Annotated in this window: 13 protein-coding genes; 7 read left to right on the top strand and 6 right to left on the bottom strand. The window is 69.3% G+C overall.

Features of this window, described 5'->3' with window-relative positions; genetic code table 11:
- Positions 1-7: 7 nt before the first annotated feature.
- The 7 genes from ASE25_RS15785 to ASE25_RS15755 all read left to right on the top strand — a co-directional run bounded on the left by ASE25_RS15785 (position 8) and on the right by ASE25_RS15755 (position 8929).
- On the top strand, positions 8-805 hold the full coding sequence (locus ASE25_RS15785) for a Flp pilus assembly protein CpaB (RefSeq protein ID WP_056826543.1): 798 nt from the start codon (positions 8-10) through the stop codon (positions 803-805).
- Positions 802-1974, top strand: coding sequence for an AAA family ATPase (locus tag ASE25_RS15780; protein WP_056773926.1), 1173 nt, complete (start codon positions 802-804; stop codon positions 1972-1974). Before ASE25_RS15785 ends, ASE25_RS15780 begins: the two co-directional genes overlap by 4 nt.
- Positions 1971-3368, top strand: coding sequence for a CpaF family protein (locus ASE25_RS15775; RefSeq protein ID WP_056773923.1), 1398 nt, complete (start codon positions 1971-1973; stop codon positions 3366-3368). The genes ASE25_RS15780 and ASE25_RS15775 overlap by 4 nt, the downstream gene beginning before the upstream one ends.
- Positions 3365-5353, top strand: a complete 1989-nt coding sequence (locus tag ASE25_RS15770; protein ID WP_056826542.1) for a type II secretion system F family protein — start codon at positions 3365-3367, stop codon at positions 5351-5353. The genes ASE25_RS15775 and ASE25_RS15770 overlap by 4 nt, the downstream gene beginning before the upstream one ends.
- 1 nt (position 5354) lies before the next feature.
- Positions 5355-6275 (top strand): type II secretion system F family protein, encoded by a 921-nt coding sequence (locus tag ASE25_RS15765; protein WP_056826541.1) that lies wholly within the window; start codon positions 5355-5357, stop codon positions 6273-6275.
- A 167-nt stretch (positions 6276-6442) separates the two neighbouring features.
- Entirely contained in the window at positions 6443-7708 is a 1266-nt protein-coding gene (locus ASE25_RS15760) for a hypothetical protein (RefSeq protein WP_156415493.1), read from the top strand.
- Positions 7709-7843: 135 nt separating this feature from the next.
- Positions 7844-8929, top strand: a complete 1086-nt coding sequence (locus ASE25_RS15755) for an acyltransferase (protein WP_082622908.1) — start codon at positions 7844-7846, stop codon at positions 8927-8929.
- Here ASE25_RS15755 and ASE25_RS15750 read toward each other — a convergent pair.
- The 6 genes from ASE25_RS15750 to ASE25_RS15725 all read right to left on the bottom strand — a co-directional run bounded on the left by ASE25_RS15750 (position 8923) and on the right by ASE25_RS15725 (position 14819).
- The gene (locus tag ASE25_RS15750) at positions 8923-9660 is read right to left on the bottom strand and encodes an AAA family ATPase (RefSeq protein ID WP_056826539.1); all 738 of its coding nucleotides are present in this window, start codon (positions 9658-9660) and stop codon (positions 8923-8925) included. The genes ASE25_RS15755 and ASE25_RS15750 overlap by 7 nt on opposite strands.
- Positions 9661-9719: 59 nt before the next feature.
- Complete coding sequence (locus ASE25_RS15745) at positions 9720-10526, bottom strand: LuxR family transcriptional regulator (protein ID WP_056826538.1); 807 nt, start codon at positions 10524-10526, stop codon at positions 9720-9722.
- Between the two features lie 334 nt (positions 10527-10860).
- Positions 10861-12630, bottom strand: a complete 1770-nt coding sequence (locus tag ASE25_RS15740) for a DEAD/DEAH box helicase (RefSeq protein ID WP_056775216.1) — start codon at positions 12628-12630, stop codon at positions 10861-10863.
- A 142-nt stretch (positions 12631-12772) separates the two neighbouring features.
- A complete protein-coding gene (locus ASE25_RS15735) occupies positions 12773-13309 on the bottom strand; it encodes a hypothetical protein (protein ID WP_235508706.1) in 537 nt (178 codons plus the stop codon).
- Between the two features lie 95 nt (positions 13310-13404).
- Positions 13405-13995: a hypothetical protein gene (locus ASE25_RS15730; protein WP_056826536.1), complete on the bottom strand. Its 591-nt coding sequence runs from the start codon at positions 13993-13995 to the stop codon at positions 13405-13407.
- Positions 13996-14180: 185 nt separating this feature from the next.
- Complete coding sequence (locus tag ASE25_RS15725; RefSeq protein ID WP_056826535.1) at positions 14181-14819, bottom strand: hypothetical protein; 639 nt, start codon at positions 14817-14819, stop codon at positions 14181-14183.
- Positions 14820-14832: the final 13 nt, after the last annotated feature.

Here is a 14832-nt window from a genome sequence, read left to right as displayed (position 1 = left end):
TCTCCGCATGAACCGTCGCATTCTCGCCATCGTCGTGGCGTTGGCACTCGCCATCGGTGGTGGCGCGCTCGTCATCATGTATGCGCGCAACGCCGACGCCCGGGCCATCGCCGAGGCGTCGCCGACGCCCGTCTGGGTGGCTCAGCAACCCGTCCCGGCGGGCACGACCCTTAAGGACGCTCAGCGGACCGGGCTCATCGCCCAGACCGCCGTCAGCGCGAAGGCGGTCCCGGTCGGGGCCCTACAGGAGATCAACGCCGACAACAACGCCCTGCTCGCGACGTCCGACATCCCAGCTGGCGAGTACCTCCTCGCGGCTCGCTTCGGGACGACGCCCGCGGGCACGAAGGCGATCGAGGTGCCGACCGGGATGCTGGCCGTGTCTGTCGCGCTCACCGACCCAGCTCGAGTTGGCAAGTTCGTCACGCCGGGATCGCACATCGCGCTCTTCCAGACCTACAAAATCAAGGACCTCAGGGACACGCCGGAGGCCAAGATCCTCAACGAGAACGACGTCAGTGGCACGAGCCTCCTCCTGCCTGACGTCCTTGTGATCGCCATGGGTGATGCGCCACTCGCCGGTCAAGCTGCGGCCGCTCCAGTCGAAGGCCAGCCGGCCACCGCCGCGGGGGCGAGCGGTGGCTACCTGGTCACCGTCGCGGTCAAGCCGACGGATGCCGCCATCCTCATCCACGGGATCAACCGCCGCACGCTGTACGCGGGCCTACGGGGCTCGGATGTCAAGATCGACCCGTCGACCGAGGTCACGGACCTCCAGCTGCGAGATGCGGTGACCGGCCAATGACGATCCTCTGGGACTACGACCCGGCCGCGGTGGACACCTACCGCTTCGCCCTCGGCGGCGACGCGCTCCACCTCAACTCGGCGCCGCGCGTGAGCCGCGCCCTCGAGGAGGACCGCAACCAGTCACTCGTCGTCATCGGGCCCGACATCGACCTCGACTCGGCGTGTGAGCTCGCCGAGCGCGAGCGGATCGACCGTCCGGAGCTCGGCGTCATCCTGCTCCGCCACCGCCTCGACGTGACAGCGCTCGCGCAGGCCCTGCGCAGCGGCGTCCGCGAGGTCGTCCAGGCCGACGACCAGACGGCGCTCGCCGACGCGGTTCGCCGGTCAGTTGCGCTGACGCAGCAGCTCAGCGGCCACGGGACCACAGTCGGAGGGCGTGACGGCAAGATCATCACCGTCTTCAGCGCCAAGGGCGGCGTCGGCAAGACGACGATGTCGACCAACCTCGCCGTCTATCTCGCCTCCGTCGGAGCCAAAACGCTTCTGGTCGACCTCGACCTCATGTTCGGCGACGTCGCGATCAGCCTCCAGCTCCAGCCGCATGGCTCGGTGCGAGACGTCGTCGCCATGAGCGGGCACCTCGACGACCAGGGCGTCCAGTCGGTGGTCACACGTCACGAGGAGAGCGGACTCGACGTCATAGCGGCGCCGGCAGACCCGGCCGACGCAGACCGCGTCCCGTCACACGTCATCATCGAACTTCTCCGCGTCGCGCGCGGACAGTACGACTATGTCCTCGTCGACACGCCGCCGTCGTTCACCGAGCACGTCCTCGCGGCCTTCGACGTCAGCGACCTCACGGTCCTCATCGCGACGCTGGACATCCCCGCGGTCAAGAACCTGCGCATCGCGATCAACACCCTCGACACGCTCGGCGCTTCGCGGGAGGCACGCACGATCGTGCTCAACCGCTCCGACGCCAAGGTCGGCCTCAAGCCCGACGACGTCGAGGCCGCTCTCAAAGCGCCCATCTCGGCGAACGTGCCCAACAGCCTCACGGTGCCGGCCTCGGTCAACCGCGGCGTCGCGCTCGTCCTCGACGACCCGCGCAACCCCGTGTCACTCGCGATCCGCGACCTCGCCGACCACGAGATCCGCCGCCGGTTCGGCGAGGACCTGCAGAACGGCGCCAAGCGCAGCTTCGGACTCTTCGGGAGCAAGAGATGAGCAACCTCGCCGACCGCCTCGAGCGGGCCCGCCAGTCGACGCAGATCAACGAGCCCGCGCCGAGCACCAACGGACAGGTCCGCATCACGAACGGCGCTGCACCCGTGCGCCGCCGCGGCGTCGACCCCTTTGCCGGCGTCAAGGAGCGCGTGCACCAAGCCCTTGTCGCCTCGCTCGGCCCACGGCTCTACGACCCCAACCTCAGCGAGAGCGAGCTCGCGTCACAGGTGCGCACCACGCTGCAGGAGGTCATCGACTCCGAGCAGACGCCGCTCTCGCACTCCGACCGCACCCGTATCGCCCAGGACGTCTCCGACGACATCCTCGGCCACGGTCCTCTCGAGCCATACCTGCGGGATGCAGAGGTCTCCGAGATCATGGTCAACGGCGCCGAGGACATCTACATCGAGCGCGCCGGCAAGATCTTCCCCGTCGACGCCCGCTTCTCCGACGAGAGCCACCTGCGTCGCACCATCGACAAGATCGTCGGCCGCGTCGGTCGTCGTGTCGACGAGTCGAGTCCCATGGTCGACGCCCGTCTGCCTGACGGTTCGCGTGTCAACGCCGTCGTGCCGCCCATCGCGCTCGACGGGTCCATGCTGACGATCCGTAAGTTCTCGGCCGACCCGTTCACCGACCGCGACCTCATCTCGTTCGGCACGTTCACAGAGAACGTCCGGGACTTCCTCAGCGCCTGCGTCAAGGGCCGACGCAACATCATCATCAGCGGCGGCACCGGCTCGGGCAAGACGACGACCCTCAACGTGATCAGCTCCTTCTTGCCCCACGACGAGCGGATCGTCACCATCGAGGACGCCGCCGAGCTCCAGCTGCAGCAGCAGCACGTGCTTCGACTGGAGGCCCGTCCGGCCAACATCGAGGGTCGCGGCCTGGTCTCCATCCGCGAGCTCGTCAAGAACACCCTGCGTATGCGTCCCGACCGCATCATCGTCGGTGAGATCCGAGACGGCGCAGCGCTCGACATGCTGCAGGCCATGAACACCGGTCACGATGGCTCCATCACCACGGTCCACGCCAACACGCCCCGAGACAGCCTCGCCCGACTCGAGACGATGGTGCTCATGGCCGGCGTCGAGCTCCCCGTCCGCGCCATCCGCGAGCAGGTGGCCGGCGCCGTCGACCTCATCGTTCAGCAGTCGCGCCTCAAGGACGGCACGCGCCGCATCGTCGCGATCTCCGAGGTCGTCGGTATGGAGTCGGACGTCATCACGCTCCAGGACATCTTCACCTTCAACTACGGCGCCGGCCGTGACGAGAACGGACGCTTCCTCGGCGGCCTCATGCCGACGGGTATCCGCCCGAAGTTCACCTCAGACCTCGCCGACGTGGGTGTCGAGCTGCCCGTCAACCTCTTCTCACGGTCGGCGCTGTGAGCCCTTCGACCCGTCGTCTCGTCACCGGTTTGACCGCCCTCGTGGTCGGTCTGGTGGTCCTGCCTGCCGGGATCGCGAGGGCCGACGACGTCTCCGTGGGGCTCAGCAATGTCAAGGCGACCTCGTCGGGCTCGGGCTCGACCGTCACCGGCGTCATCACGCTGCGCAGCAAGGAGGACGTGCAGCTCGACCCCAAGACACTGAAGTTGAAGGTCGACGACGAGCCGTTCCCCGCGACCGTCAAGCAGGCCGCCAAGCTCGACCGGCGGGCGATGCTCGTCATCGACACGAGCGGCTCGATGGGTGCCCAGGGCATGTCGACGGTGCGCAAGGCGTCGGCGACCTACCTCAAGACGGTGCCGACTGACGTCAAGGTCGGGATCGCCTCCTTTGCCAACACCGCGGGCGTCGATCTGGCGCCGACCGTCGACCGAACTGCAGCCCAGCGGGTCATCAATGGCCTCGACTCGCGCGGCGACACGAGCCTGTATGCCGCCATGCAGAGTGCCGCAGCCGCGCTGAGCGGGACGGGAGACCGGAGCATCGTCCTCCTCAGCGATGGTGCCGACACCGTGGCCGACAACAAGGCTCTCGCCCTCAAGAACGCGGTCGCGAAGCTCAAGGCCGGTGGCATCCGCGTCGACGTCGTGCGTTTCAACACGAACGACCCCGAGGCGACGAAGGCTCTTCAGGCGTTCGCCGACACCAACGGCGGGACCGTCGTGGCCGCCGACAACACGGCCGGCGTGAGTGCTGCGTTCGCGGCGTCGGCGCAGGCCCTCAACCGCCAGGTCCAGTTCTCGTCAGCAATCCCCAAGCCGCTCAACGGTCTTCACCGTTACGAGATCTCCGGCGTCGCCGGCAGCACCGTCTTCGGTTTCGCGCGGGAGGTCACTTTCGCGGCGCCGGCGACGGCGCCGAGGCCTTCTGGGTCGCCACCCGCGCCGGTCGCGGCCCCCGCGCCCCAGGCCGCGGGCCTCAGCCTGGGACCGGTCCCGATCACGGACCGTACGCCCTTCATCGCGGGTGGCCTGCTCGCGCTGGCCCTCTTCGTCGTGCTCTCAACATCGCTCATGCCGACGCTCCAGACCAAGCGCGAGCGCCGCGTCGCCTCGATCGACTCCTACGTCGTCGGCGACACGGTGACGCTCTCGCGCCAGGAGATGAAGGCCGCGCAGAGCACCATCACGGCGCAGCTGCTCGACATGGGCGACCGCGTCATGAAGGACCGCAAGTCGACGAGCAAGACGATGGCTCTCATCGAGCGAGCCGACCTGCCCTTCCGGGCAGGGGAGTGGCTCGTGCTCCGCGTCGTTGCCGTCATCGTCGCCATGGCTCTGGGCCTGGTCCTCGCAGGGCAGGCGAAGGTCGTCGGCCTCATCTTCGGCGCGGTCCTCGGCGTGCTGATCATGCCAATCGGGCTGCGCTTCGCCGCCTCTCGACGGGCCCGCAAGTTCGAGGCCCAGCTGCCGCAGATCCTTCTCCTGATCTCGACGAGCCTCCGCAGTGGTTTCGGACTCCCGCAGGCCCTCGACGCCGTGGCCCGGGATGCCGCCGAGCCTGCGGGCAAGGAGTTCAGCCGAGCCCTCGCAGAGACGCGCATCGGCACCGACATCTCGGATGCCCTCGAGCGGGTGGCCGACCGCATGGAGAGCACCTCGATGCACTGGACGGTCATGGCGATCCGCATCCAGCGCGAGGTCGGCGGCAACCTCGCCGACACGCTCCGCACGACCGCGGGCACGCTCCGGGAGCGGGAGTCGCTCCATCGGCAGGTCGCTACCCTCTCCGCCGAGGGTCGGCTATCGGCCTACATCCTCGTGGCGCTGCCCATCTTCATCTTCGTCTACATGACGCGCGTCAACTACGAGTACGTCAGCCTCCTGTGGACGACGACCGTGGGTCTCTTCATGTGTGTCGGTGGACTCATCTCCCTTGGTGTCGGCATCGTCTGGATGCGTCAAGTCGTGAAGATCGAGGTGTGACGTGAACCTGAACCCCGTCTACGTCGCCGCGGGCCTCTTCGCAGTCGGTGTCCTCGTGGCAGTGCTGAGCGTCAGCTTCAGCAGTGGTGAGCCACGTGGTGTGGCCAAGTCCCTCATGCTTATCGACGCCTCGGTCGACCGTCGTGAGGTCGTCACGACCGACCTTGCGGCCAAGGACCGGCTGGTGGCACCCATCCTCGAGCGCACGAAGGGTCTGGCCCGAGCGCTGTCGCCGGGAGGCGCGGACGACCGATACACGAAGCTTCTTGACCAAGCGGGCAACCCCGCGGGCTGGACCGTCGAGCGCATCCTCGGCATCAAGGGCGCGGCCCTCCTGATCGGTGTCGTCCTCGGGGCCTTCTACGGCAAGTTCCAGCTGCCCAATGCCCTCCTTTTCGCCGTGATCGGCGGTGCCGCCCTCTTCTTCCTCCCAGACCTGCTCATCAAGAATGTCGCCCTGCGCAGGCAGGAAGAGACGAGTAAGAGCCTGGCCGACGCTCTCGACATGCTCAGCGTCTGCGTCGAGGCCGGGCAGGGATTCGACTCAGCGCTGCTCCAGGTGGCGCGAAACGTCAAAGGCCCGATCTCCGGCGAGTTCGCCCGCGTCCTGTCCGAGATCCAGATCGGCAAGTCGCGCGGCGAGGCCTTCAGCTCGATGGGCGACCGGGTCACCCTGCCCGAGGTGAAGAACTTCATCACCGCCCTGGTCCAGGCTGACCGTCTCGGTCTGCCTATCGCGGGCGTCCTGCGCGAGCAGACCGTCAACATGCGCCTCGTCCGTCGCCAGAAGGCGGAGGAGAAGGCCCAGAAGGTCACCATCAAGATCCTCTTCCCGCTGATGTTCTGCATCTTGCCGGCGCTCTTCATCGTCATCATCGGCCCAGGCGGCATCCGCATGATGCAGGCCTTCAGCGGCGGCTGACCGACACCGTGGCCGTTGTCACGGACCCGAGGCCCGGTGCGGCCCAAGATCACGGGCCGAGCTCACCGGCGGCTCGGCTCGGCTGGCTCCTGCCCGCCCTGGTCCTTGCACTGTTCGCCCTCAAACCGCTCGGACCGCTCAAGGACCCAGACGCGTACTGGCACATCGTGGCTGGCGAGCACCTCACGCAGACAAGGCAGTTCGTCCTCGATGACCCCTTCGGCGCCGCGACCGAGAAGGTGTGGATCCTCAACCAGTGGCTGCCCGAGGTGCTCATGCACGGGGCGCACGCGGCATACGGCCTCCCTGGCATCGCATGGCTGCTCTGCCTCGGCTCGCTGCTCGTCGGCGTCGCTGTGTATGCCGCGTGCCGGCGCCGTTCGTCAGCCCTCGTCTCGGCTCTCGTTCTGGCGGTGACCTTCGTCGCCCTGAGCGGGAGCCTCTCGCCCAGACCCCAGCTCGTCACGTTCGCTCTGGCAGCGGTCACGACGAGCGCGTGGCTCCTGACCCGCGAGGACGGACGTGCTCGCTGGTGGCTTGTACCGCTCACCTGGCTCTGGGCGTGCAGCCACGGCATGTGGTTCATCGGTCCCGTCCTCGGTGGCGTTGTCGTGGTCGGGATGTTCCTCGAGCGACGCCTCTCCCTTGGCGAGGCGGCGCGGCTCGCCGCGGTGCCGGTGCTCTCAGTGGCCGTCGGTGCCTTGACGCCTGTGGGACCTCGACTCTTCATCTCGCCCTTCCAGGTGAGTGGTGTGACCGGGCTGATCAACGAGTGGCAGGCCCCGGGCCTGACTAGCCCGGGGATGCTCGCGGCGTTGCTGCTCGTAGCCGTGGTGGTCGTGGACCAGGTCGTCCGCGGCCGTGGGGAGTGGACGGTCGCGCTGCTTGCTGTCCTGGGCCTGGTGCTCGCAGTCACGTGGTCCCGAACCACCGGGCTTGCCGCGGTCGTGCTGGCGCCGTTGGCCGCCCTGGCACTCCAACGACTGGCCCGACAGAACGGCTCCGCCGTCCCGCGCAGTGAGCGGCTCGCGGTGCTGCTCTCGAGCGGCCTGAGCCTCGTGCTGGCGGCCGTCCTCGCCCCGGTGGCTGCGGCTTCGCCCGGGATCGGACCGAACGGGCTGGACGCCGCGCTCGACCGGCTCCCTGCCGGCACTGTCGTGTGCAACGACCAGGCTGACGGTGGGTGGCTCATGCTCCGCCATCCCGGACTGCGTCCCACGATGGACACCCGCGTCGAGCTCTACACCGTGGAGCGCATCAGGACCTACCTCGGCTTCGTCGCCGCCGAGCCGGGTTGGCAGGACTATGCCGCCCAGGTCGGCTGCACCCATGCCGTCCTGCCATCAGACGCCTCCGTCGTTCCAGCCATGCGTGCCTCCGGCGTCTGGCACCTTGTGAGCCAGACGGCCGACTACGTCCTCCTGGAAGAATGAGGCGCGGCCGACAGATCGCGCGTCGACCCTGAGCGGGTCCCATTCGTGACCATTTGGGATGTTATCGAATCTCCTTGATACCAAAGGATTTCGCGTTCATCTGTCACGTTGTCGTGGCTCGTGCACGCTGGCCCCATGCCAGTTAGGGGGAGCGGGGGAGCCGAGCGACTGCACGTGGGTCTCACTGGGGGTGACAACGCCCTCAACGCCCTGCGCCTCGTTCTCGCATCGATCGTGATCCTGGAGCACTCCTACTCGCTGGTCCACGGTCCGGGTGGACCGATGCCGTATGCCGGTGGCTTCGCGGTGGACGGATTCTTCGCCATCTCGGGCTTCCTCATCACCGGAAGTCGCACGAGGATGGGCATGCGGCCATATCTCTGGCGAAGAGCCCTACGGATCGTGCCCGCCTACTGGGCGGTTCTCCTGTTCACCGCTCTGGTCGTGGCGCCCGTCTCCGCAAAGATCACGAGCTCCCCGTATGCATGGGACGAGGCGGGCAAGTACGTCACATGGAACTCCATGCTCGTCACGCCGATCCTCGGCATCGGCGGCAGCCCGCACGGCGTCCCCTACGCGGGTCTGTGGAACGGGCCGCTCTGGACGCTCACTTTCGAGGCCGGCGCATACCTCTTCTTCGGACTCCTCGTGGCTTTGCCTGGCTTCGGGGCGCGCACTGCATCCCGCATTCTGATCGGTTTGTCCGTGCTGACGACGATGCAGTTCGGCGCGGGAGTCGCGCCACGTTTCGACCCCGACCTGGCCCGCCTCTGGGCCTTCTTCGCGGCGGGGGTGCTGCTGTGGTTCATCCGCGAGCGGCTGCCGTCGTCGCCATGGATGGCGGTTGCCGCCGCCGGCGTCGTGACTGGGTGCTTGGCGTCCAACCACACGCTCTACCTCGCTGTCGCCCCCTTGCCGCTCGCGTTTGCCCTGCTCTGGCTCGGTGCGCGTCTGCCGCTACGCGTCGGCACGCGTCACGACATCTCATACGGGCTGTATCTCTTCGCCTATCCGCTCCAGCAGCTGATGATCATCGCTGGGGTCGCAGCATCAGTCGGCTCGGTCTGGTTCGCGGTGTTGTCCGTCGCCATCACCGTGCCTGTCGCATGGGCGTCGTGGCTGCTCGTCGAGCGGCCGTCGATGCGACTGCGTCGCTTGGTCCCCGTTGGTGGGCGGCCCACTCCCGTCGTCCCCCTCGAGACGGTCGCGCCGGCTCAGTAGCGGAGGTGTCGCAGGTAGCGCTCTGGCGCTTCGAGGAAGCGGCGGTGGTGGTCGACGACGTCGAGGTCGTCCCAGGCCCGCTCGTGGATGCCGTCCTCGTCGAACTCGAGGATCAGCGCACCGGGCAGGCTCGCCACGACGGGCGAGTGGGTCGCGATGAGGACCTGCACGCCCGGCTGCGAGACGAGCTGGATCAGGGCCCCGACGAGCGCGAGCTGTGCGTGGAACGACAGTCCGGCCTCGGGCTCGTCCATGACGAAGAAGCCCTCACCGGTGAAGCGGTCCGAGTTGAGCATCGCGAGGAACGACTCTCCGTGGCTCAGCTCGTGGAAGCGCGGCTCGGGGCGACGCGACGGGTTGTCCTCGAGGTAGGTGAACAGGCCGTGCATCGTCTCGGCGCGCAGGAAGTAGCCCCATCTCGAGGCGCCCGCACCCCGCTCCAGTGAGATCGACTGTGACAGAGGCGACTCCGTCGGGCGCGTGGCGTGCAGGGCGCCCGTCGAGCCGCCTTCGGGAGCGAGGCCGTATGCCACCGCGACCGCTTCGACGAACGTGGACTTCCCGGTGCCGTTCTCACCGACGACGATCGTCGCGGGTGCGAGGTCGAGGCCTCCGTCGAGGACGTGCGCGATCGGGGCCAGAGTCGCCGGCCACTGTGTGGGGGTGAGCGTGGCGTCGGTCGACCGTCGCACGCGCCGCACCGGCAGTGGTGCGGTCAAGTCGTCCCCCATGTGCCGACCCTACGAGAAGGTCGGGGGCGCGGGCCGGAGCGGACGGCATACGCCATCGCTCAGCCGTGGTCCTGCTGGGCCGCCCACCATGCCGCGGCGGACGCTCTGCCGCGGCGACCCGACTGCTCGTAGACGGAGCTGAGGTGCTTGCGCACGGTGCGCTCGGTGATGCCGAGCCGGCGGGCGATGCGCAGGTTGGTCCACCCGGCGGCAGCGAGGCTCAGCACCTCCGCCTCGCGCTGGGTGGGGCGGTAGGCGGCGCAGAGGGCGGCGATCGGCGCCAGGTCCTCGCTGAGGGAGCCGCAGCTCAGCGCCATCCCGTCGTCGCTGAGCACCGCGATGGCTTCGTCGAGCGCGGCCCGGAACGCCAGCGCCGCCACGAGTGGGCGCTGGATCGCCTCGAGCAGCAGGAGGTCCTCCGTGCTGAAGTCGACGGTGCCGCGGTGGGCGCCGAGGAACACGACGTCGGTCGCGGAGCTGTGGAGCATGATCGCCACCGGGTATCGCCCGCCGACGTGTCCGTGCATCCGCTCGTAGACGTCCGTGTGCCAGAAGTCCCTGATCGGGACGAGGTCGCTGACCCGGACCGCTCCGGCGGTCGAAAGCACGGGGATCGCCGGGTGCCGGTCGGCGACCTCGGCGGCGAGGCGACCCATGGCCGGCGTGATCGGGGCCGAACCGGCGACATCCACCGACACGTCGATGCCCTGGCCGGTCCGACGTAGGCGGGTGAGCCCCACGCCCGTGTCGGCTCGGAGGACCTCGACGACGGCGGGCAGCAACGGCAACAAGGGCTCGCCGCGCGCGGCAGCCACAGCGAGGTCTCGCGCCACGCTGGCGGACGCCACCTGTCGACTGAGCACCATGTCTCCTCCTCCAACGAGGGCGAGTGCCGCCGCCGTCAGCCGAAGCCCTGCGAAGAGCCGAGCGCGGTCGCCGTCAAGGTGTCTGAAACGACACTCGACAGTGATCCGCTCCGGCCTTCAGAATGGCACGACGAGGGTGGGGGTTGGACGAGTTCGTGGAGGTTCGTCGGCGTTCAGGGAGCCGGGGCCCGGCACGGGCTGACGGAACGGCAGGGTGTGCTGCACAGGGGGGAGCGCACCGTGCGCCGTCGGGAGCCCCTCGACCGAGCGCTCCGCTGTCAACGGCCGGACGGTGGGACCTGAGACCGAAGGCCGACGAGGCCGCTCGGTGGGGTCAGTCGCGCGGGCCCTTGCGGTACGGCTTGGACTGCGCCGGCCGGCTGCCGCGCTCCTGCGACTCGCTCAGCTCGATGAGCTGGCCCGAGATGCGCGTCGAGCGCAGCTTGTCCCACGTGCCGGGCGGGAGGGTCGCCGGCAGCTCGACGAGCGAGTGGTCGGCGCGGATGTCGATGTGCCCGAAGTCCTGGCGCCCCAGACCACCCTCGTTGGCGAGGGCGCCGACGATCTGGCGCGGCTCGACCTTGTGTCGTCGGCCGACCGCGATCCGGTACGTCGCCATCGGGCCGGACGTGCCGCGCCTCGGTCCCCGGTCGCCTCGGTCTCCGCGGTCGCTCCGGTCGTTGCGACCCGGCCGACCTCCGCGGTCACCGCGGTCGTCACGACGGTCGCGCGGGCCACGGTCGTCGAACGTCCGTGCGGCACGGACCGGATCGGGGTCGAGCAGCATCGGCTCGTCACCCTGGAGCACGACGGCCAGGGCCGCGGCGACGTCCGCCTCGGGGACGTTGTGCTCGTTGACGTAGTGGGCGATGACGTCGCGGAAGAAGTCGACCTTGTCGGTCGAGAGGGCCTCGGTGATGGCGTCGTCGAACCGGGTGAGACGGGTCGCGTTGATGTCGTCGACCGTGGGCAGGTTCATCGGGGTGAGCGACTGGCGGGTCGCCTTCTCGATGGCCTTGAGCAGGTGGCGCTCGCGCGGGGTGACGAACGAGATGGCGTCACCGCTGCGGCCGGCCCGGCCGGTGCGCCCGATGCGGTGCACGTAGGACTCGGTGTCGGTCGGGATGTCGTAGTTGACGACGTGGCTGATGCGCTCGACGTCGAGCCCGCGGGCCGCGACGTCGGTGGCGACGAGGATGTCGAGCTTGCCGGACTTCAGCTGGTCGACGGTGCGCTCGCGCTGGTTCTGGGCGATGTCGCCGTTGATCGCCATCGCCGAGAAGCCTCGGGCCCGGAGCTTCTCCGCGAGCGTCTCGGTCTCGTTCTTGGTGCGGACGAAGACGATCATCCCCTCGAAGTTCTCGACCTCGAGGATGCGGGTCAGGGCGTCGACCTTCTGCGGGTAGCTCACCGTGAGGTAGCGCTGCGTGATGTTCGGCGCCGTCGACGTCGTCGTCTTCACGGTGATCTCGACCGGGTCCTGGAGGTACTTCTTCGAGATGCGCCGGATCTGCGCGGGCATAGTCGCGGAGAAGAGCGCGACGTGCTTGTCGTCCGGGGTGTCGGCGAGGATCGTCTCGACGTCGTCGGCGAAGCCCATCTTGAGCATCTCGTCGGCCTCGTCGAGGACGAGGAAGCGCAGCTCGCTGAGGTCGAGCGTGCCCTTCTCGAGGTGGTCCATGATGCGGCCGGGGGTGCCGACGACGATGTGGACGCCGCGGCGCAGCGCGCTCAGCTGGACGCCGTAGGCCTGCCCGCCGTAGACGGGCAGCACGTGCACGCCCCTGAGGTGGGCGGCATACCGCTCGAAGGCCTCGCAGACCTGCAGGGCGAGCTCACGCGTCGGCGCGAGGATCAGCGCCTGCGGGCTCTTCTGCTTGAGGTCGAGCCGGCTGAGGATGGGGAGGGCGAAGGCCGCCGTCTTGCCCGTGCCGGTCTGGGCGAGCCCGACGACGTGGCGCCCGTCGAGCAAGGCCGGAATCGTCGCCTCCTGGATCGGCGACGGGTACTCGTAGCCGACGTCGCGCAGCGCCTTGAGCACCTTGTCGTCGAGACCGAGGTCGGCAAACGAGACGCGCTCGGGCTCGGGAGCGGCGTCCGCGATCTGCGGCCCGTCCTCGGGGGACTCGTTGACGGGGGACTCGACACTCGGCTCGCTCACCACTCGACGGTAGTGCGTCCGAGCGCTCGCCGAAACCAGCCCACCCCGGAGCGGGCGCGATGACGCCCTCGGCTGACCGATCCGGTCAGGCCTTGATGCTCCGCGCGACCTCCTCGACCTGAACGGCGAGGGGGTCGCTGCGGTCGATCGGGTGGTCGCACGAGGAGGCCGATCGGGTGACGCCGTCGATGGTCCAGGAGTAGGCGACCGACGTGCCATCGTGGTTCGCGGCACAGTCCGGGGTGCCGGTGGCGGTGTCGAGATGGCTGGAGCGCGCAGCCAGGGCCAGGGCCACGACGCGGGCCCAGGGGAGGGTGCCGGTCCTGGTGGCGCCCTCGGAGCTCAGGACCCATGCCCCGGACGCGGTGACGACGAGGCTGGAGCCGCAGGGACCGCCCGGGCACAGGCCGCCCCAGGTCTTCCGTCGGATCGTGAGGTCGGCCGGGACGGCGACCGAGGGTGTCGCGGAGGGTGTCGTGGACGCAGCTGTCGCGGGCGGTTCGGCGACGACGCCCGCTGCCGTCGTGAGCGGTCGCGAGGCGGGTGGAGGGGCGGCAGAGCCGCACGCCCCGAGCGACCCGGCCACGACACACAGAGCCGCGAGGCGCACTGCAGCCCGCACGGGCCGTCGTCGGACGTGTCCATCCATCCCGAACCCCTGTCCTCGCCCACCTCGTGGCGATGATGGCATCGCGCCCGGCCCGTGTCCGTGTGTGTTCAGGCGGGCAGGGGGAAGACGTCGGAGATCCGGCAGGCGCCGCCGCCGCCCGTGATCGGCGGCGTCGAGCGCCGACCGCTGCAGATCGTGACCGGCTGCGAGCCGACCACGGGCGAGCAGTCGCAGCGGTAGCGGGTGTAGGTGACGCAGACCTCGCTGTTGGAGCTCGTGCCGCTCGCCGCTCCGTCGGTGTAGAGCAGCACCCGCTGCGTGCCGGCGCCGCTCTGGGTGCACCACTGGTGGTTCGTCGGGGCGCTGCCGCACGAGGAGCACGTGCAGGAGCCGGTCTTGACCGACACGGCGTAGTGCGGCTCAGCGATCCCGTCGACGGTCACCCCGGTGATGACCGTGACCGTGTTGTCGGAACCGCCCGCGCTCGTGGCGACGAGCTCGAAGACGTAGCCCTTGTACGTGTCCGACGAGCCGCCCGGGAGCTTGCAGGCGGATCCGCTGAAGGTGAGCGGGGCCACGGACGCCGCCACCACCGGTGCCGGCGCGGCGACGAGCACCGCGGGCATCGTCCAGGCGGCACCCTTGACGACCGTGCGTCGGCTCGGGCTGTGAGACGTGTTGGCGTCGTCGTGCGACATGCATCCTCCGGGTGGTGGCGGGGGGCGGCCGCGTCCCGGGTTGTTTCAGGAACGACACGTATGCCCTGTATGCCCGCTTTGTATCACCGGATCGGACGGCTCGTCGGCGAAACGGTCGCGAAAGCCGGCCTCACGCGCCCGACGGCGGGAGGGCGGCATACGCCATCGCGTCGACAAACCCGGCGTCAGTCCGACGGGAAGAGGTCGTCGGCGATGTTGCGGAGTGCCTGCGTCGAGCCGGCGGCCGGGCCGTCGATGCCGCGGGTGCGACCGCCGGCAGGCGACCTCTCGTCCCCCCCGCCGGTCTCCTCCGGCGCCGTGAGGGAGTGAACCGCCTTCGCGAGGATCCGGCCCTTGGTCTGGGCGGCGTCGGCCCGCGAACGTTCTTGTGCTGCGGCGTCCTTCGCGGTATCGGCGCGGTCCTTCTCGAGCGTCGCGACGTGCTTCGCCTCGTCGGCGTGCTTCTGCGCCTCCTGCGCCTCACCGCGGTGCACTTCGCGGCCGAAGAGCCAGCCGACGGCCGTGAACGCGAGGGCCTCGACACCGAGCAGCACGTAGACCGACCGGCTCCAGTCCGTCTCGGGCAGCTTGTCGTCGGCGCGGACGAAGGCGAGCAGGACGAACACGACGTAGGCGAAGACGATCGCGATGGCGGCCCAGAAGAGCCAGCGCCAGCTCGCACCGCTCGCGGAGGCACTGGTCGACGGCGCGGGCGCCGGCGCGGGCGCCGGCGCAGGGTCCGGCTCCCCCGGCCCGGGCTGTGCCGGACCCGGCGCGGGATCGGGCTTCGGGTCCGGCGGATCGGCCTTCGGCTTCGTGGGCATTGACGTCCCCTCT

This window comes from Terrabacter sp. Root85 (assembly GCF_001429185.1).
In the GTDB taxonomy this organism is placed as follows: Bacteria; Actinomycetota; Actinomycetes; order Actinomycetales; family Dermatophilaceae; genus Terrabacter.
This window is presented reverse-complemented; position numbering and strand designations above follow the sequence as displayed.

Coding starts and splice junctions, on each gene's coding strand:
- ASE25_RS15725 (WP_056826535.1), bottom strand. CDS start 14,819: ATGCCCACGAAGCCGAAGGCCGATCCGCCGGACCCGAAGCCCGATCCC.
- ASE25_RS15755 (WP_082622908.1), top strand. CDS start 7,844: ATGCCAGTTAGGGGGAGCGGGGGAGCCGAGCGACTGCACGTGGGTCTC.
- ASE25_RS15775 (WP_056773923.1), top strand. CDS start 1,971: ATGAGCAACCTCGCCGACCGCCTCGAGCGGGCCCGCCAGTCGACGCAG.
- ASE25_RS15745 (WP_056826538.1), bottom strand. CDS start 10,526: ATGGTGCTCAGTCGACAGGTGGCGTCCGCCAGCGTGGCGCGAGACCTC.
- ASE25_RS15730 (WP_056826536.1), bottom strand. CDS start 13,995: ATGTCGCACGACGACGCCAACACGTCTCACAGCCCGAGCCGACGCACG.
- ASE25_RS15750 (WP_056826539.1), bottom strand. CDS start 9,660: ATGGGGGACGACTTGACCGCACCACTGCCGGTGCGGCGCGTGCGACGG.
- ASE25_RS15785 (WP_056826543.1), top strand. CDS start 8: ATGAACCGTCGCATTCTCGCCATCGTCGTGGCGTTGGCACTCGCCATC.
- ASE25_RS15780 (WP_056773926.1), top strand. CDS start 802: ATGACGATCCTCTGGGACTACGACCCGGCCGCGGTGGACACCTACCGC.